This window comes from Brevibacillus sedimenti (assembly GCF_020923495.1).
GTDB lineage: Bacteria > Bacillota > Bacilli > Brevibacillales > Brevibacillaceae > Brevibacillus > Brevibacillus aydinogluensis.
Genome location: NZ_CP064048.1, coordinates 814880 through 834501, shown reverse-complemented (window position 1 = coordinate 834501; position 19622 = coordinate 814880). Strand labels below are relative to the sequence as shown.

General features: G+C 46.7%; 16 protein-coding genes and 1 pseudogene. 14 read left to right on the top strand and 3 right to left on the bottom strand.

Annotated features, from left to right (window positions below; genetic code table 11):
- Window positions 1–21: 21 nt before the first annotated feature.
- The gene (locus IRT44_RS03955) at window positions 22–3393 is read left to right on the top strand and encodes an Ig-like domain-containing protein (protein WP_230077497.1); all 3372 of its coding nucleotides are present in this window, start codon (window positions 22–24) and stop codon (window positions 3391–3393) included.
- A 394-nt stretch (window positions 3394–3787) separates the two neighbouring features.
- Here IRT44_RS03955 and IRT44_RS03950 read toward each other — a convergent pair whose 3' ends face one another.
- Window positions 3788–4306 (bottom strand): DUF3231 family protein, encoded by a 519-nt coding sequence (locus IRT44_RS03950; RefSeq protein WP_230077496.1) that lies wholly within the window; start codon window positions 4304–4306, stop codon window positions 3788–3790.
- A gap of 139 nt (window positions 4307–4445) precedes the next feature.
- On the bottom strand, window positions 4446–4586 hold the full coding sequence (locus IRT44_RS03945) for a DUF2243 domain-containing protein (protein ID WP_268255220.1): 141 nt from the start codon (window positions 4584–4586) through the stop codon (window positions 4446–4448).
- 122 nt (window positions 4587–4708) lie between these two features.
- Here IRT44_RS03945 and istA point away from each other — a divergent pair, with 122 nt between their 5' ends.
- Both istA and istB read left to right on the top strand, forming a co-directional pair.
- Window positions 4709–5932 carry an IS21 family transposase gene (gene istA / locus IRT44_RS03940; RefSeq protein WP_008409807.1) on the top strand — a complete coding sequence of 408 codons (1224 nt, stop codon included), beginning with the start codon at window positions 4709–4711 and terminating at the stop codon, window positions 5930–5932.
- Window positions 5929–6696 carry an IS21-like element helper ATPase IstB gene (gene istB / locus IRT44_RS03935; RefSeq protein ID WP_008409491.1) on the top strand — a complete coding sequence of 256 codons (768 nt, stop codon included), beginning with the start codon at window positions 5929–5931 and terminating at the stop codon, window positions 6694–6696. The genes istA and istB overlap by 4 nt, the downstream gene beginning before the upstream one ends.
- A 48-nt stretch (window positions 6697–6744) precedes the next feature.
- Here istB and IRT44_RS03930 read toward each other — a convergent pair whose 3' ends face one another.
- Window positions 6745–7038, bottom strand: a complete 294-nt coding sequence (locus IRT44_RS03930; RefSeq protein WP_230077494.1) for a DUF2243 domain-containing protein — start codon at window positions 7036–7038, stop codon at window positions 6745–6747.
- Window positions 7039–7273: 235 nt separating this feature from the next.
- Here IRT44_RS03930 and IRT44_RS03925 point away from each other — a divergent pair, with 235 nt between their 5' ends.
- The 11 genes and pseudogenes from IRT44_RS03925 (at window position 7274) to IRT44_RS03870 (ending at window position 19572) form a co-directional block, all read left to right on the top strand.
- Complete coding sequence (locus IRT44_RS03925; RefSeq protein ID WP_230077493.1) at window positions 7274–7618, top strand: hypothetical protein; 345 nt, start codon at window positions 7274–7276, stop codon at window positions 7616–7618.
- 19 nt (window positions 7619–7637) lie between these two features.
- A complete protein-coding gene (locus IRT44_RS03920; RefSeq protein ID WP_230077492.1) occupies window positions 7638–12227 on the top strand; it encodes an RHS repeat domain-containing protein in 4590 nt (1529 codons plus the stop codon).
- Window positions 12228–12277: 50 nt separating this feature from the next.
- The gene (locus IRT44_RS03915) at window positions 12278–13102 is read left to right on the top strand and encodes an RHS repeat-associated core domain-containing protein (protein ID WP_409978434.1); all 825 of its coding nucleotides are present in this window, start codon (window positions 12278–12280) and stop codon (window positions 13100–13102) included.
- Between the two features lie 24 nt (window positions 13103–13126).
- The gene (locus tag IRT44_RS03910; protein ID WP_230077490.1) at window positions 13127–13420 is read left to right on the top strand and encodes a magnesium and cobalt transport protein CorA; all 294 of its coding nucleotides are present in this window, start codon (window positions 13127–13129) and stop codon (window positions 13418–13420) included.
- A 167-nt stretch (window positions 13421–13587) separates the two neighbouring features.
- Window positions 13588–14799 carry an RHS repeat-associated core domain-containing protein gene (locus tag IRT44_RS19450; RefSeq protein ID WP_409978428.1) on the top strand — a complete coding sequence of 404 codons (1212 nt, stop codon included), beginning with the start codon at window positions 13588–13590 and terminating at the stop codon, window positions 14797–14799.
- Window positions 14800–14808: 9 nt separating this feature from the next.
- Window positions 14809–15171: a hypothetical protein gene (locus IRT44_RS03900; RefSeq protein WP_212133766.1), complete on the top strand. Its 363-nt coding sequence runs from the start codon at window positions 14809–14811 to the stop codon at window positions 15169–15171.
- A 141-nt stretch (window positions 15172–15312) separates the two neighbouring features.
- Window positions 15313–15648 (top strand): annotated as a pseudogene (locus IRT44_RS19445) (RHS repeat-associated core domain-containing protein); the annotation flags it as partial.
- A 592-nt stretch (window positions 15649–16240) separates the two neighbouring features.
- Window positions 16241–16498 carry an Imm32 family immunity protein gene (locus tag IRT44_RS03890; protein WP_230077488.1) on the top strand — a complete coding sequence of 86 codons (258 nt, stop codon included), beginning with the start codon at window positions 16241–16243 and terminating at the stop codon, window positions 16496–16498.
- Window positions 16499–16772: 274 nt separating this feature from the next.
- A complete protein-coding gene (locus IRT44_RS03885; RefSeq protein ID WP_230077487.1) occupies window positions 16773–17237 on the top strand; it encodes a hypothetical protein in 465 nt (154 codons plus the stop codon).
- A gap of 567 nt (window positions 17238–17804) precedes the next feature.
- Window positions 17805–18998: an RHS repeat-associated core domain-containing protein gene (locus tag IRT44_RS03875; RefSeq protein WP_230077852.1), complete on the top strand. Its 1194-nt coding sequence runs from the start codon at window positions 17805–17807 to the stop codon at window positions 18996–18998.
- 16 nt (window positions 18999–19014) lie between these two features.
- Complete coding sequence (locus IRT44_RS03870; RefSeq protein WP_230077486.1) at window positions 19015–19572, top strand: hypothetical protein; 558 nt, start codon at window positions 19015–19017, stop codon at window positions 19570–19572.
- The last annotated feature ends 50 nt before the right edge of the window (window positions 19573–19622 follow it).

Below are 19622 nucleotides of genomic sequence, written 5' to 3'. Positions count from 1 at the left end.
CTAGATCTGGAGGGGTAGTACGTGAACAAAAAGCTTGTGCTTTCTGTACTCTCGACAGCTGTTGTAGCAAGCATGGCTGCTTCCGCTATGGCGAAGCCGGACGCTGGCTTTTACGTTGGCGGCCAAGTAGATAAATACTATAACATCGATGCTTTCTTTAATCACTTTGACGAGGCGCTTGACGAAATTGTGGATAATCTGGACAGCACCACCTATGTTGACGCTGATGGTAATGCTGCTTCGTTCCAGGACATCCTGACGGCAAACGGCGATCTGAGCAAAGTGATGGAACCGGCTCGTCTGGATCACTTTGAAAAGAATCCGTACGCTATCGTAGACGGTACTGGTTCCTACAATCCTGAAGAGGATGAAGACCTGCTGCCGCCGGTAGATGGTGGCGAGCTGAAAGTTGAGAGCGTAACTGCAATTACCAAAACTGAACTGAAAGTAACTTTCAATCACGCTATCGACGCAGCAGCTGCTGAAAACTTCAAAATTCCTGGCCTGAATGTTGAATCTGCGAGCCTGGATGAAACTAAAAAGGTAGTAACCCTGAAAGTTTCTGGTGCAGAAGCTCACAAAACCTACGAGTTGACTGCTACAGGCCTCAAGGTAAATGGCACTACAATTGCCGACATCAAGAAAACTTTTGAAATGCCGGATGCTACTGAGCTGTTCAAACTCAGCGTAAAAGCAGCCGACCCGGTATTGAAAGCAGACGGAGCATCCAAAACTTTGGTAACCTTTGAAGTGAAAGATGCTGCTGGCAATCCGATTACTGCTGGCGATATCGAGGTTGCATTCTCCACCACTTACGGTTCTTTTGCTGAAAAACGTGTGACCGTACAAAACGGTGTCGCAACGGTTCTGTTGACTTCCGAGTTCTTGACTTCGGATGTAAATGCTAATATCATTGCTCAAATTGTAGAGGCTGCTGACAAAGATCTGATTGGTTTGAAAGCTGAAACCACTGTAGTATTCAGCCCGAATCCTGATGATGTGGTCATTGGCGAAAAGCCGGTGATTGCTAGTGCGGGTGCCAGCCAGGCTGATCGTGTAGTTGTATACTTCAACAAAGATATCGATCTGAAATACTTCATTGATGAAAAGGGTAAACTCAAAGACGATATTAAGTTCGAAGTATACGGAAACGTACCGAACAGCGGCGATGTATCTGCGCTCACTCCGCTGAAAGTAGCAGGGGTGCTGCCAGTAGCAGGCAACAGCAAGGGTCTCACTTTGGTACTGGATAAGAGTGAGTTCCTGACCGATAACGCTAACGTGTTTGTTAAATTTGTTGACAGCACTAATGGTGTAAGCCAAGAAAGCAAGGCGTCGCTCTTCAAGCTGACTGATGCACGTCAGCCTGCAATGCTCAGCGTACAAGTTCAAGACCTGAGAACGCTGAAGGTAACGTTCTCTGAAGCGCTTGATGAGAATAGCGTAAAAACATATGGTAACTGGTCCATTGATGGTGTGAAACTCAACAACACTGACTACGAGATCAGCGTTGGCGACTTCATTCCGAATGCTCAGGGTGGAGAAGATACTCGCCATGTAGTCACCATTAAGAAGAAAACTGGCTACTTTGGTGCCGGTACGCATTCTCTCCAAGCTGCAAAAATTGGTGACTGGGCGGCCAAGAGCGATAGTAATAATATCGCAAACACGCAAACCCTTGATTTCAACATTCCTGTTGATGAAACTGTTCCGACCGCAACGGTTGAAGTCCAATCTCCTGAGCAATGGCTGGTTGACTTCAACGTAGCAGTTGATGAGGATGCTGCTTCTGCAGCAAACACGTTCGAACTGCAGGTTTACAACGAAGACAGTAAAGAGTGGGATACTATAACTGATCCTGCGCTGAAAGTAACCAAAGTCGATGATGACAAGTTCCTCATCGAAACCAAAAAAGACTGGACAAAAGTTCACAACACTTCTACCAGCGGTAAGAACTACTTCAACTTCAAATATCGTTTGCATGTAGCAGCAAGTTCCTTTACCAATGCTGGCAACGGCAAACAAAATGCAGAGTTGAACCTGCTGCTGGAAGGTAAAATGCTGAAACCTGATGTGGTATCTCCTGAGATCAAGGACATCGTAGAAGTAACAGCAGGCACGGAATTTAAAGCGATTATGAGCGAGCCGGTAAAATTGATTGATTCCGATGAGGATGAGACCTTGGCTGAGAATCAATCTGCGCTGCCTGAGCCGAAAGCAGAATTTATTGCTGCTGATAATAGCGAAACCATTCCTGCAACGGTTGTTGGTTACGCAGATGCTTATGACCAAGAGATTATCATTACTCCAGCGAAGCAACTGAAAGCCGGCGAATGGACGCTTGTTCTGCGCTCTATCTCTGATGACATCGGAAACACAGCAGCTTCCTTGACCAAAACATTCACTGTTGCTGGAGAACCGGATCAAGCTGAAGAGTTTAAAGTTTTGTGGGCATTTGCTGATGTTGACGCTGACCTTGTAGTGGAAGATGTAGATAGTGATGGTGATGGTGATAACGAGAATGACTACATCTTCCTGACATTTAGCGCACCGTTCAGCACGACTGGCGACTTTAAGAACGTGCTGAAAACTGCCAACTACACCCTGGATGGTAAAGACCTGCCAGTTGGTTCTCAAGTTGTTGCTAACATCGAAGGTTACAATGGAACCAATGCGATTACCATCATCTTGCCGGATGGTACACTGAAAGGTAAGAATGCACCGCACGTGCTGAACATTTCTAAGTACCTCGAAAGTGCCAAAGGTACGAAGATTTCCGGCGCTCTTCAGTTGAAGCTTGCTTATAATATTGACAACGGTTCGTTGATTCCTAACAACGCACCGGAAGCTAAAACTGGCCTCGACCAAACAGTAGTTGTAGGTGCTCCGGCCATCGTACTGGCTGCTGGTGATCTCGCAACTGATGCGGATGGAGATACGCTGACCTTGGCGAATCCTGAATCTGACGATACAGCAGTAGCAACAGTGGCATTGAACGGAAACGGTGAACTGGAAATTACCCCGGTATCTGCAGGTACGGCTAACATCTCTGTTGAGGTGACAGATGGAACGGATACAATTACGGTAACGTTCGCTGTGACCGTTAACGCAGCAAACAACGCACCAACAGTTGCTAACCCGATTGCTGACCAAACCGCAACTGTAGGTGGTGGGGATGTCACTGTAGACGCATCCAGCACGTTTGCAGATGCAGATGGAGATACGCTGACTCTGACTGCAGATTCTGACGATGCAAACGTAGCAACCGTTACGGTTAATGGTACTGACATTGTGATTACGCCTGTATCTGCAGGTACGACAACCATCACAGTAACGGCCGATGACGGTAAAGGTGGAACTGTATCTACCACCTTTGACGTAACTGTTAGCTAATCGAGTTTGATATACTTCTTTTATTCATCCGAGTAAAAGAAGCGAGAAAGCCCCGTGTGGCTCAGTAGAGTCCACCGGGGCTTTTCTCTTATCCTTATTGCTATTGCCATGCTTCTACAATACTCCATACCCCCGTCACGATTAAAAATATCTTTCCTCCCACTAAAATACGAAATGTTTCGTTTATCTTGTCCACCGGATCTTTATGGAATCCAGTATCATCAATTGACCACTTGAATAGGGTAACGTGTGTCAATGTCGGACTCATTAAGTTGCAGTACCTGGGCAACCAGGCTCCGCAAATACATCGGCAGCAGACGCACTTCTCGCTGTGTCTGTGAGCTGGGGAAAAAACAATCGGCCACCCCAAGGTAGGGCAGCCTTCTTGAACTTCTTATACATGGGCAGGTTCGGGCGTTTGCTGATGAAGTGGGGGAGGAACCAACCATCCCTTTTCCTTGTTAATGCGCAGCAGGCGGGCGCCGTATGCGGCTTTCGTCGTATGGAATTGACCAAACATCATCGCGATATCTTCACGAATTGCCTGCCCGATAATTTGGCTGCAAGATACCAACCCGGCAGCCAAGTCCAACGATACACGAGCGGCAATTTCCGGATCGTTGAACCGTGCTCCCACCGGGATGCTTTCCAACGTAGCAGTTGGCCGTTCTGGTGGAGCGGGTGGCAGCCCAATTCCGTTGACCTTGAGCAGCTCTTCAATCTGCTCGATCTCCTGCTTCATATTTTTCGTCAGGTCTTCAAGAAATGTTCGCAAATCCTTGTCGCCCGTATGGTTGATGAACGTTTGATAACCAGCCAACATCCCTTTGGTTACGGTAAGGTAACTCCAAACACCAAAGACTTCCCCATAGTGCATTGGCTCGTTCTGTGGATTTCCGCTTAAAATACCCATAACCGTCCTCCCAGCATTGATTTGCGTTGTAACATTCAAATGGGTTCTCCTGACAACATAGGTAACCCACTGTTATTGTTACCGGGAGTTTGAGGTTTATCATGGAAATGTTTGGCGGATTTGCCTATCGTGTATGATGTTACGCAGAGGTTGTTCGGCGCCGCACGATCCAGCCTGTGACAAGCAGCAGCAGGGCAACTACATCATATGAAAGATCGAACAGGAATTGTTGCGCCCCTGGCTTGACGTGGTGAAGCTGCAAGAGGTGGTGATTTACGATACCCTCCAGCTGTCACCGCCGGGATATAATTGACCCAGGTTCGCCGGAAAGAAAATGACCCACCCATAGCGAATATATCCCCTTCGTAATTAACGGCCAAGTTAATCTTCGGAGGGAGACACATGCTAAGGAGTGGGATAGTGATATCGTTACATACCATGAGGGCAGAAGGCAAGAGTATTCGTGAAATTGCCCGTCTAACGGGGCATTCTCGAAATACAGTTCGCCGATATCTCCGGGGTGAATTCTCCCCCGAAAAGGGAACCCGTAAATCTCGTGGTTCCAAGCTTGATCCGTATAAACCGTTCCTGCAGGAACGTCTTCAAGAAGGTATCTATAACTGCGAGGTTTTATTCGATCTTCTACGAGAAAAGGGGTATACCGGGGGACGTACCATCTTGAAAGACTATGTGAAGGACTTCCGTCCTCCCAAACAAGTTCCCGCTGTTCTTCGTTACGAGACGAAACCTGGTGAATATGCACAGGTCGACTGGGGACTGTGTGATTACGTAGATTTGGACGGTACAGTCCGAAAAGTGCCGGTATTTGTCATGGTATTGGGGTACTCTCGTTCCACCTATATAGAGTTCACTAAGCGTTGTGACATTCACAGCTTTCTTCGTTGCTTGATTCATGCTTTTGAATATTTTGGGGGCATCCCAAAGGTAATGCTGACCGACCAGATGAAAACCGTCGTACTGGGCATGGGAGATGATCGAAAACCTCGCTGGCATCCGCTTTTTGCCGACTTTGCTGCAGCGATTGGGCTTGTTCCAAAAGTATGCAAAGTTCGACGCCCCGAAACAAAGGGAAAAGTGGAACGAGGCGTTCAATACGTAAAAAACAACTTTCTTCCTGGCAAACGCTTCGTTGATTTACAGGATCTCAATCAACAAGCCCTACACTGGTGCGAGCGGATTAACCGCCGTATTCATGGAACAACCGGCGAACGTCCCATCGACCGACTCCGTGAGGAAAATCTGTCGCCTATCCCTTCAGCTGAACGATGGGAAAAATACTTGCATGAACCGAGACAGGTCAGCCGAGACGGATTTGTTAGCTACGATGGTGTACGATATGGGGTTCCATGGAGGTACAGTGGACGTGAGGGTACCGTGCGAGAAGTGAATGGGTGGGTGGAAATCTGGGCCGACGGCACATGTATTGCTCGACACCAAAAGGTCTATCGATCCCGTGCAACTGTTTTTTGTGAAAACCAGTATGCAGGTCTTACGACTGCTCAAGGATATGCCTATCCACGTCCGCAAGCCCGACAGATTTCATCGCAGCAAGTGGAAGTGCGTTCGCTGGATGTCTATGAGCAGCTGACGGGGGTGGGAGCATGATTGAACTGGAACAGGCACGGCTACGTCTTGAGGAACTTGGGCTTCAGCAAGCGGCTCTCCTCTTGGATGCCCATTTGGAAGCGGCAAGTCATGGACAGCCCACCTATCTGTCCTTTCTCAACATGCTTCTAGATGCAGAGATAGCGGAACGTCAAAAACGGAATATGGAGGTACGCACCAAACTCGCACACTTGCCTTACCGAAAAACGCTGGAGGAGTTCGATTTTGCTTTCCAACCCAGCATTGACGAACGGTTGATTCGAGAGCTGGCCACGATGACTTTTGTAACCCGACACGAGAATGTCTTGTTCTTAGGGCCTCCCGGAGTAGGAAAAAGTCATCTGGCGGTGGCGTTGGCTGTAGAAGCCATCTCGCAAGGGATATCCGTTTACTTTGTCAGTCTCTCGCAACTCATCGAAGATCTGCGAAAAGCTTACACGGAAAACAGGCTGGATAAACGCCTACGCATCTATATTCGACCAAAGCTCCTGATTATTGACGAAATTGGTTACTTACCGTTTGACAGTTTGGCAGCTAACCTCTTTTTCCAGGTAGTAAGTGCAAGATACGAGAGAGGGAGTATTCTGTTGACCAGCAACAAGAGTTTCGGTGAATGGGGGGAACTGATGGGCGATCCGATACTTGCTACGGCTATCCTGGATCGGCTCTTACACCATTCCCACATCGTCAATATTAGGGGGAATAGTTACCGACTTCGTGAGAAGATGAGGACTGGAGCCTACGGCTCCCCCTCTACCACCTAACCAACAAAAAATCGCCGGGTGGGTCAATTCTAAACCGGCGATGGTGGGTCAAAATAAAGTCGGCGTTGACACCAGCAAATTAAATGAGCCGGCACCCAGTAAAAAGCTGCCCCAGAATGTACGTGGCGAGTCTTGGGGATTCCCTTTCCATAACAGGATGCCTGCCACAAAGATGATCAAGGTCACGAATAAATGAAAAACGCCGTCGCTGATGATTTGGTGTACGCGATCCGTATGCATGTTTACACTGTGCCACTGCAGGATTTGATGAAAGACAATGCCATCCAGCATTCCAATCATACCGACACCAAACAAAAACGCTCCCATTGTTGTTGTCTTCACGTTTTGCTGCCCACCTCCTTTTCCTTCACTAGCATTATGGCCAGTTCAAGGTAAAAAAAGCCCTGCTTTGTCTACAAACGGGAACCACTCGGCAATTCGAGTGGTTTTTTTATGCCTAACTTTACCTATTCGGGTAGAGGAGAGTGTTCATGAACATCGACTGCCTCACATCTGCATGGTCAGTCTCTAATTAAAACTTTACAGAAAGGGAGCAGAGAACATGGGAAGACAAGTGATGAATCTGGTGTTGCTATTTGTTCTGGGTCTTACCGTACTGATTTCACCTGGAGCCACAATGGCCAATTCACCCCCGGCAACTGCCCGTGAAAAACCGCCAGGTATGGGTGATGAGCAACGAGACATTGTACGGGCGGCGACTGACACTCCGTCAGGTAACAAGACGAGTGAGCCGTTCACCTCAGATGGTATCGTGTCTTCTTCTGGCGCTTCGCGCAATTTCACGTACACGTATAATGCCAGAAACCAACTGCAGTACCTGTACGAAAACGGTGTATTGAAAATTGAATTCATCTATGACAACAACGGCAACCTGATCCGGAAAAAAGTATATGAAAACTGACAGTAATAAGGAGGTAGCAATGAGTGTGAAAAAATGGATGCGCAGGTTCATCTCTTCTGTTCTTGCCATATCCCTGCTGGTGCCTTCTGTTACATTTGCCAGGGTGGATGAACGTTTATCTGCGACACCCGTATCTGACGACAGCAACGAACAACCAGCAGACACAAAAGCATGGTTGTCTGCATACAAAGAAGTCTTACAGGCTGCGATAGAGCTGCAACAAAAAAAATCGGACGAAATCCCTTCCTTTACAAAAGATGAAGTGATGGCGATGACATGGGATTCGTTGCCGGCAGATGTCGTCTGGGGCATGTATCAATCGTTTGATCGGAAAACCTTGCAGATTGCTGCCTATTTTTATCCGCTGTTGGACCGCTTCTTGTCCCAGGACGAAAAAGTGGAAAAATACCAGTGGACGGACGAGGCGGTCATGTCCGAAATGGGTCGACTTGGCCAGATACAGTACACATTGCTCAAACAGGCGCTGCCAGTCATCGAGCAGCATTACCAGCGCTGGAAGGAAACCAAGGGAAACAAGGCAAAAGCGCCGCTTTCGTCTCTCGCCGATTCAGGTCTCACTTCCAGCCCGCCAGATGAAGAGTACGAACCTGAAGGGCTAACCTACCGGTATAAGCGCAATACCGAGAACCTTGTCGATGAACTGTACCGCACAGCCAATATTAAAGAGACGGATGTGCATCTGGAAGGAAAACACGGGATGGATCTCAAGCTGGAACGGCAGTATTCCTCTCTGGATGCGATGTTAGGGCGGATTTACTACAAGAGCAAGTGGGGTGAAAACATATGGGTAGGGAATGGAGGATACCACGAAAAGTATCACCTGCCTGTGGGATGGAAATGGAATATCCCCATGATTGAGGAGATCGACAGAGAGAACATCCGCTGCACCTACGATGAAGATTTATCCAAGTATTTTTGCAACCGTACTAATGAAAAGGATAGTAAGCGTTATGTGTTTACGCTGGACGACGGCACAGTGCTTGAGTCTAAATCCAAAGAAGGAGACTGGGTAAACTATCCCTATCTCGGCGCCTCTATGGAGTACAAAAGGTGGGAAATCAATGGCGTGGAACACATTGCCTGGTTGAGGTACAACGGCTACTTGTACAATTTTTCCATAGAGAAGTCATACAATAGTGATGGTGATACGTATGTGGTCACCAAAACCAATGCGTATGGAGATGAAATCGTCTACCGCATTCCGGAAAAGAAGGATAAGCCGATTGAAATCATCGACAGCGTCGGTCGCTGCATCGTCATGGACAAACACATTGGCAACTTGGTTAGCGATCTCAAGGTGTATGCCGATGCGTCCAAAAGCCGCCTGTTGAAGCATATAAAGTACAACTGGAATGAGACCCCTAGCAGGGTCATTGAACATGACGTCAATGGCAATGGCAGCAAGATAATCGCGGAGTATACCTATCACGATTCGGGGGTATTCGGCGAGGCAGAGTTTAACCTGAAACCCGGGTATTCCTTTCCGGCGAACATTCCACTGGACTACAACGGAATGGAGTCGACGGTCTACACCACCGATGACTACCAGAGACGCGGCACCACAAAGTACAATTTGCTGCGTGAGGTGTCGTACCCGGTGGAAGGCCTGCAGATTACCTATACGTACAGCCCGTATCAGCCGGACGAACCTGATTTTCTCAGCCGCGGCGTGGTCAGGTTGTACCACGATGACGAAAAGCTGACCTATACGTCGTATCATCCGGTGACAGCAGTTGACATTCGCTTTGCCAAGACGCCCCACCCGGAGCGTCAGAAGCAGGGATGGTACTCGCATACAATTTACTATCCGCTGACGAATAAGGAAATCTGGAAGTCGTCCAAGGATTTGTCTGTCCGGCTGAAAAATCAGACCCTGCGGGAAGGGGCGATCGTCAAAACGCAAATTGTACAGTACGGGAGCCCGAACCAGGAAAAAGTCTTCACACCCAATCCGGACAAAACATTTTTGCCGCAATCAGTCAAGACGTACATCGGCACTGGAGCGGATACAGACACCATTCTTCTTCCTCTGACGTTAACGGAAGGTGACAAAGAATACCGCTACCATCCCGTCAGCTATGTAAGTTATCTGTACAGCGGCCGAGAGACGAAGCCACGGTACGAGTACCGCTTTTTGGGGCGTCCCGCTTCGTTTACCGACGATGCGGATGTGTACCAATTTCTGTTGGCACCCGACGTCAATCGTTTGGGCAGTGTTGCAAGCAGGCTGGGCAAGTACGCCCAGGTCACAGCGTACAGCTACAACAGTTACGGTGATTTGACCAAATTGGTGGACCCGCAAGGCAACGAAACGACGTGGAACTACACATCGACGACCTATTACCTGCGGTTGCTAACGAAGATGAAGCGGACAGCAGCCGGAAATCCCAATCATTTTCACGAGGAAACGTATACCTATAATGCTGACAAATTGCTGGAAACGGAGCACATCGTCGATTCGTATCCGGATGGAACGACGACGAAACGGGAAGAAATTGGCCGCGTGTACAAGTACAACAGCCAGAAGCTGGTTTCCACTATAGTGGAAGCGACGAAAGGATCGGATGAGAAATTTTTTGATAAAAAAATTGAATCCTACGACCGCTATGGCTTGTATCCGACGGTCATCAAGCTGGAAGTGGAGACGTCTCCGGAAACGGAGGAGACCCTTACGTACCAGTTTGACTACGACGAATTGGGCAGGGTGGTAAAACGAATCTACCCCGATCAAAGCCAGGCTATGTATCAATACGATTTGCTTGGACGGCTTACCATTGAACTATTTGCGAATGAGGGCCAGTTCCGGACGATTTTCTACGACTATGATGACACACAGCGCAAAGTGACGATGACGCTGCCGGACGGCACGGAGGAATTTACTCATTTCACGCCATTTGGCGAGGTGGAATACAAGGGACAGCGGGGGACCAATGGAGAAGTAAGACTGCTTCTGTACAACACGTACACCTCGGACGGCCGGTTGGAATCCAGTGCTCCGTATGCCGACGACAGCCGGGCAACAAGTTACTTCTATAATGAAGACGGCAGTCTGCTGGGCAAGCAAGATCCCAAAGGGTACACCATGTACTACCGCGCCAATGCCTATCGCGACAAAGACAGCTATTTGCCGGTCGAGACTGTTCGGAGCGTTGAGTCCAATGGCCTCACCGTCACGCACTTTGCCAACCGGCACGGCCAACTGCAAGAGGAAATTCGCGAGACTGGTGACGCGGCACAACGACTGGCGATACGTTACGAGTACAATCCCTTTGATCAAATGACGCGAAAAACGGAACGTGACCAGACGGGCAAGACACGCTCCTGGACCTATCATTACAACATAAACGGCAACCTGGTACGTCTCGTTGATCCGGAACAAAATGTCTACGGATACAGCTATGATGCCTACGGCAACCTGGTATCCGTACAGGAGAATAATACGCTGACGACAGAGTATCACTACAATCCGCTGTCCTGGAAGATCAGCGAAAAAGATGTACCGTCCGGGGCGACAGAATCGTTTCACTACTATCCGAACGGAAAGACGCGCATCTTTACCGATAAGGCAGGAAACCGCCATGAGTATGCGTATACGCCGTTTTATGAGGTGTCCAGCATCACGACAAAAGATGCAGCGGGTGTTGTGAAAAACAAGGAAACCTGGGAGTATTACCCGAATACTTCACTCGTGAAGAAAGAGACCAACAGCAATGGTCCCGACACCCGTCCGACCAGCAGCAATTATCGGGAGGTCCAGTACAGCTACGATCCGTTCCATCGGTTGAATCGCCAGACGGTATTTGACCGTGTCTATCAGATTCGCTATACAGACCATGACGATTTGATGGACCAACTGGTGTATCCGGATAACACGGTGGTATCGTATCGCTACGACGATGCGGAGCGCCTGCTGGAAGTATCCAGCAATGTGACGGGGACAATCCGCTATGCGTATCATACGACAAACACGGGAGAAACGTATACGCTCACGTACCCGAACGGCCTGGAGATGGAGCGGAAGCTGGATTCTTTTGGTCAGGTGAAGGAGCTGACGCACAGGAAGCGTACTACGCCGATCTGGACGGAGACGAATCAGTATTCGTTTGGAAACGTGGTCTCCATCACCCGCAATGGAACGACGTTTGCCTATGAGTATGACAAGATTGACCGTCTGACAAAAGAAACACTGCCGAGTGGCACGAATCGTTATGCGTATGACACCCGTGGGAACAGGAAATCCTTTGAGGGCGTCTTGCCGATCGACACCGACACGGTGACGTACACCTTTGACGAGCGGAACCGCCTGCGCAGCTATGCCAATGAACGGACAGGTGATGAGGGAAGCTACACCTACTACGGGAACGGACTACGTGCGACAAAGGAAGAGAACGGCAACCAGACGAAGTACGTCTACCTGAACGGAAACGTCATCGAAGAGCTGGACAACGCCGGAAACGTGAAGGCCCGCAACATCTGGGGAACGAACTGCTGTTCCGCAAAGATGTGGGGGCAAACAAACAAGGGTACTATCTGTACAACAGCCACGGCGATGTTGTATCCATCACGGACAGCAGCGGTACAGAGCTAAACCGGTACGACTACGATTCGTGGGGCAACCTTGTTGCGCAAACGGAAACCATGTCCAACCCGTTCAAGTACAGCGGTGAGATCTTCGACGAAAAAAAAGGTTACTACTACCTGCGTGCACGCTACTACGACCCGAAAATCGGACGGTTTATCTCGGAGGATACGTATAAGGGGCAAGTGGATAATCCGCTGAGCCTCAACCGGTATACGTATGTGCATAATAATCCGTTGAGGTTTGTTGATCCGAGTGGGCATTGGAATCAAGCGATTGGGGCTAACTGGGTTATCAATGAAGCCAAAAATAAATGGACATTAGCACAAACCGAAGGAGAAAAAAGGTATTGGCAAAATTACGCTAATGACATAAGAGCAAAAATGATCAAAGCAGGATATTCCCAGTCAGATATAATGCAATCCACAGATGCTATGATTCCAGATTCGGAAGTAATGAAAATGGCACGAGAATCTGCTCCAGGGCTTACGTTAATTGCAGATTTTAATAAAGCATTATGGGATTACCCAGGAGAAGCAGCTGCAGTAAAAGGTGCGTTCTTTGTCGGTAGTCTATTTAATAAGGGGAAAGGCTTTAGTAAGTTAGAGGAAGGATTAAACTTTACTGGTACAGCTGCAAAACACATGAATGAAGCAGGTAGGTTTATACCTGTTCAAATCCAACAGTCAGTTATTAAATACGGAAAAGGATTTCCTGACCCTAGAGGTACAAATGCTACAATGTATTATGATGTAATGTATAAAAACGGGAAGAAGTACAATGTTGAGGTACTGTATGATGCGGAAACGAATACTGTATTCCACTTCAAGTATACTGACAGAGAAATAAGGAACGGTAATTTTGTCTTGCCTGCTACAAAGTAATCCTTGTAAAATGAGGTGGGGAAATTGAAGGAGCGTACTCCTAGAGAACGGTTATATTGGTTAATTAACCTTTATCTCAAAAAGCAAATTGAACCAGATAGGTTTTGCAATGAGTTTCATATAACTTTTGACCATGATGCTGACCCCAGTGAATTTTCAGTATTGGAAAATAAGGAGTTTAGTGAATTAGCTGAAATGGCGGCTAGATTTTCTCCTCTTGAAGAAGATCTAAAGTTGTACCCAAATGTTTACTACAGTGAAAGAGATATTGAGGACAAGATAATTCATATTGTTCAAGCCTTAAATTTCAAAGTATAACCTACTATTGACCCCAAACGAGTTGCTGATGCTTGTTTGGGGTTTCTTTTTTCTCTTGTTGTTACTGAGTGGCAATTGAAATAGCTCCCAGTGTCGAATGAGTCCATATAATTGCGTAAAAACGGAGTCCTTATAAAATTAGAAGAGCCATTACAAAAACTGTCGGCTTGATTGAAGTTGATAAGAACACATTCACCTTTGACGAGCAGAACCGCCTGCGCAGCTATGCCAATGAACGGACAGGCGATGAGGGTAGCTACACCTACTACGGGAACGGACTGCGTGCGACAAAGGCAGAGAACGGGAACCAGACAAAGTACGTCTACCTGAACGGAAACGTCATCGAAGAGCTGGACAACGCCGGAAACGTGAAGGCCCGCAACATCTGGGGGAACGAACTGTTGTTCCGCAAAGATGTGGGGGCAAACAAACAAGGGTACTATCTGTACAACAGCCACGGCGATGTCGTATCGATCACGGACAGCAGCGGTGTGGAGCTAAACCGGTACGACTACGATTCGTGGGGCAACCTTGTTGCGCAAACGGAAACCATGTCCAACCCGTTCAAGTACAGCGGTGAGATCTTCGACGAAAAAACCGGTTACTACTACCTGCGTGCCCGCTACTACGACCCGAAAATCGGACGGTTTATCTCGGAGGATACGTATAAGGGGCAAGTGGATAATCCGCTGAGCCTCAACCGGTATACGTATGTGCATAATAATCCGTTGAGGTTTGTTGATCGGAGCGGGAACGCTGTGGAAGCAGGAACTGGAGGAGTCGGCGGCTTTTCATCACGAGAAGAAGAGTACCTGCATTGGGGAAGGATTGCTGCAAAGAAGGCATACGAAGAAGGGATAGAACCAGAGGATGCAGTAAGAAAATATGTACCAACGCAGTATCAGGAGGAAGTTCTTCCGACGGCTATCGTCACATTTAACAATACGGTTGGCATGAATCATGGGGATGTTCTCGATTTGGGATTTGCAGTTCCTGCCACCGGTGCAATAGCTGGGACGTTGAAAAATACATCTAAGGGGATGCCACCTATCGTTCAGTCTCGAATCAATATAACTAACGATGGATGGAAGCATATTGTAGACAGACATTTTTCAAATAAGAATGCTTCAACGTTCACAATTTCTCAGGACGAACTCCGTTCACTATTATCCAGTAAAGATATAGTAAAATCTCCTGTCGTAAGGAGTATTGATAGCGCAGACGGGGTGAGATACGTAAGAGTGGTCACTTTAGATAAGCCAATTGGCCTTGATAAGTTTAATGGGTTCAAGCCTACATCTACAATGACAATTTTAACTGACAGGCATGGTAATTTGGTTACAGCATTCCCCGGTTTACTAAAATCGATAAAGAAATGAGGGTGAAACATGAAACTAATAGGGAGCAGAGTGGAACAAGAAATAAGAGAGCAATTAAAAAAATCTAATCAATCACTATTTAAGAGTGAAGAGAAACGAAGACTACTTGAAGTGATTAGAAGTTCATATCCGGACATGCGTACAGCTTATATCGTTCATTGGATACCTGAGCAGGGTGAGGACATTTATAAGATTCTCATTAACGATAGTATTATCGCAGAAATTGAATTAGGACGCTTTAACGCTGAAATTGAACCAATTGTTGTAACTAAAACGATTTCACAATATTTACAAGGACTCAGTAAACGACATCAAATTACATTAGCGGTTGCTCTTGATTTAGCAAGACAAGACTTGAAGAATATGGACTGACATTGAATAAGTTACTGGATTTGCTTAAAGCCTTTTAAAGAGTTTTTTAAAAAACATGATTATGTTACTTGATTAATTTGAAAAGGCTTGTTCCTACTTAAACGATAAGGAGGAATGAGCCTTTTTCATGCCCAAAAATTAAAACAAGGGTACTATCTGTACAACAGCCACGGCGATGTTGTATCCATCACGGACAGCAGCGGTACAGAGCTAAACCGGTACGACTACGATTCGTGGGGCAACCTTGTTGCGCAAACGGAAACCATGTCCAACCCGTTCAAGTACAGCGGTGAGATCTTCGACGAGAAAACGGGTTACTACTACCTGCGTGCCCGCTACTATGATCCGAAAATCGGACGGTTTATCTCGGAGGATACGTATAAGGGGCAAGTGGATAATCCGCTGAGCCTCAACCGGTATACGTATGTGCATAATAATCCGTTGCGATACTGGGATCCAACCGGACATAATGTGTGGGAGGATTTCAGAAAGGGATGGGAGAAGTTCACGGACCCCAATGCTTGGAGTCGCGGTTGGGCTAAGGCGAAAACGGACCTGCCTGCAGGGGTAAAAAAGGCTGCAAGTGAACTTCCGGGAGCGCTCAAGACTGCTGGAAAAGTGTTGATTGTGGATCCGATTAAGGAAGACTACGCGGTTTTGACAGATGGGAAAATATCCTTACAAGATGTAGGAGCAGCGACATCACTCGGATTATCAATTTTTTCACTTGGAAATTCAAAAAGGGCTACTGGAGTAATCAAAGCAGCGAATAAGGGGACGGCTAAACCTGTTAGTCTTAATCAACTTGGTCTTAAAGATGGAATGAAGATGAAAATTAATGATGCTCTTGAAGCAGCAGAAAAGTTTTTAGGACCGGGGTATAAAGATATGGGGAATGGACGCTTCGTATCCGCGGACGGAACACGAGTTGTAAGAATGGGAGATAGTGATATACTGGGTAAACATGGGGGAGGACCACACATGAATTTTGAGACTCTAGTTCCTAACCCTAGTAAGCCTGGCAAGATGAAAGTAGACCAAAATCTTCATATTTATTTGGAGGACTAAAATGGATATTCAGATTAAAATTCCAAAGTATACGAATGATTCAGGCTTCCAATTCGTATGGGAGGATAATTTCATAATTGAGACCGAAATAAATGGAAACACAATCATAATACGAGCCAATAAAGATGGTTTGATATCCATGGCTAAACATTTACTTACACTAGCACAAAATGAAGTACCGACAGGTACCCATATCCATTATGATGAACTGAACTCTTTAGAAGAGGGATCCTGCGAAATCGTAATTCAAAAAATATAGGTAATAATAAATTTCAATACCTTGATTGGCTGCTTGCCTTTCAAGGTTTCTTTTTTGTGGGGGCTATCAGTACCGAAAAAACGAAGCTTCGCGAGCAGGGAAAATATTGTCGGGTTTACATCTTAGAAGCAGGGTCGTACAATACAACCAACAAACCATACACTTACACACTTGACAAACACGCCTAATAAACTTAGAAGGCTTATTCCAACTTGCAATGTGAGGGGGAGTGAGCCTTTTTTTCATTCTAAAAAACGAAAGGGGAAGAAAAACGATGGCAAAACGTGTACAAGCAGTAGAAGAAAAGGTTGGCTTAATTGCCCAGGCACAAGAAGAGTATGAGGAAAGCGTGGAGGAAGTACAAGGGTACTGCCAGAAGGCGCGAGAGTTGCGGAAACAAGCGGATGAGTTGAGACACTCCGGTAGTACCGACCCGAAAATGGCAACACAAATCAGGCAGCTACTAGAACAGGCCAATTATTTTGACCAGTTAGCTGACCAAAAAGACGGACACCCAAGGCTGGAAGCACTTCGCCGGATTAATGATTTACAACGGGAAGCATTTGCTGTGAAGGCTACGATCAGCCATAACGAAAGTGTGCTTATCCGCCAGCGGAGGGAACTGGAGCAAACAAGGGAAGAAGCGGCGGCGATGATACGGCGAGCAGAAGAACGAGTACAGGAAACGGAACAGCTACTAGCTTCTCAAATGGCGAAACTGGAAGAATTGGAGGGATAGATGAATGAAGCAATTACGCAAAGGAGCATTGGAAGCACGCCGCCAGTACGAAAGAGAATACAGACGGAAGTGGCGGCAAAAACCTGAGAACAGAGAGAAGCAAAGAGAGTACGAGCGCAGGTATTGGGAACGTAAGGCAAGACAGTCTGTACAGTAACACACGCAGCCCAACGATCTCGTAAAGCAAACCGTATCAACAATCAAGGCAAGGATATTTTACCCAACAAGGAACGAAACCACGATACATGTCACCGCCGGGATATAATTGACCCAGGCTCGCCGGAATGAAAATGACCCACCCTTAGCGAATATATTCCCTTGGAAAATAGTATGCCAAGACAACTTATCGCGAGGTCCAGTACAGCTACGATCCGTTCCATCGGTTGAATCGCCAGACGGTATTTGACCGTGTCTATCAGATTCGCTATACAGACCATGACGCGCAATGGAACGACGTTTGCCTATGAGTACGACAAGATTGACCGTCTGACAAAAGAAACACTGCCGAGTGGCACGAATCGTTATGCGTATGACACCCGGGGGAACAGGAAATCCTTTGAGGGCGTCTTGCCGATCGACACCGACACGGTGACGTACACCTTTGACGAGCAGAACCGCCTGCGCAGCTATGCCAATGAACGGACAGGCGATGAGGGTAGCTACACCTACTACGGGAACGGACTGCGTGCGACAAAGGCAGAGAACGGGAACCAGACAAAGTACGTCTACATGAACGGAAACGTCATCGAAGAGCTGGACAACGCCGGAAACGTGAAGGCCCGCAACATCTGGGGGAACGAACTGCTGTTCCGCAAAGATGTGGGGGCAAACAAACAAGGGTACTATCTGTACAACAGCCACGGCGATGTTGTATCCATCACGGACAGCAGCGGTGCGGAGCTAAACCGGTACGACTACGATTCGTGGGGCAACCTTGTTGCGCAAACGGAAACCATGTCCAACCCGTTCAAGTACAGCGGTGAGATCTTCGACGAAAAAACCGGTTACTACTACCTGCGTGCCCGCTACTATGATCCGAAAATCGGACGGTTTATTTCAGAGGATACGTATAAGGGGCAAGTGGATAATCCGCTAAGCCTCAACCGGTATACGTATGTGCATAATAATCCGTTGAGGTTTGTTGACCCGACTGGGCATTGGTGCGAATCGGCCGATGGTAAATGGGCACATGCAGGTTCATGCAACGACAGAAGTAATATGAGTAGATATGAACCTGATTACAAGCATGATAACGATTTCATTGTGGAAAATGGTGTAATTAAAGGAGTTTATGAGCATGTAGAAGGCGCAAGAGAAGATATAGCATTAGAGGTTAATACTTTCATGTTGTTTGCCCCAATTCCAAAATTCTTATGGGGAGCTAAGGCGGCAGGAGCAGGAAAAACGGCAGTAACTGTCTGGGATACTATAAAGGTTACACAAGCAGCAGTCAAAGGAACAAACATCCCTAAATCATTTGTACTGAGCGGTTTAAAAGCAGGTGGACACGAGATATGGGTACATCCTATTGCTACAAAACATATGATTGATTACATGTTGAAAAATGAGAGAGTAATCAATTTAAGTACGCAGAGTAAACAGATGATTGAACAGGCAATGCTAACCAGTTTTAGGTCTGCAGTTGAGAAAGCCATGCCCAATCTTAAACCGGGTAGGAACTTCATGACTGTAGGACAATGGGAAATAGGGATTAATATAACTGAGGCTGAGGCAGTTATTTACCATGCATTGTTCAGGTAAATTGGAGGAATACATTATGAAATTACTTTGTAAGTCTGCCACTGAAAATTTTATATCGGTTTCACGTAGTATCGAATATATGGGTGATAAATTTGTGCTTGTAACAGTTTCTGTAGATGTACCTGCACCTGCGAAGCCTTACTTATTTCAGGGCGGCGTTCAATGGAGGCTGTATGGTGAAGCAGAACCATTAACGGTATCCTTGGATGTCAGGGATGATATCTCTCCTAACGATGGTATTCTGAGAGAAATAAGATTCTTTATAAGTGAAACAGTTACTCAGGAGTCTAATTCATTTTGCAACCATGAAAAGTTAAGAGGTTTACCTGTATTTAGTTTCGATCGTAAGGAAACTACGGATGGGTTTTACCATGACGTAAAAGGAAAATTCAACTTCCAACTTGTTAACAACACCTTGTATTGTTTATTTTATGGTTTTGAAGTAGCAGCTATGGTGGAAGTAAGTAACCAGTTAAGTTGCTTACTTGACAACCAAAGGATACTTGCAGGTCTGGCTTTACAAGACCTTAGCGATGATGAGATTGATGTACTGAAGGAAGCAAACCTAATGTGATTCAATAGCACACTTACCCCAAACGAGTAATCAATTACTCGTCTGGGGTT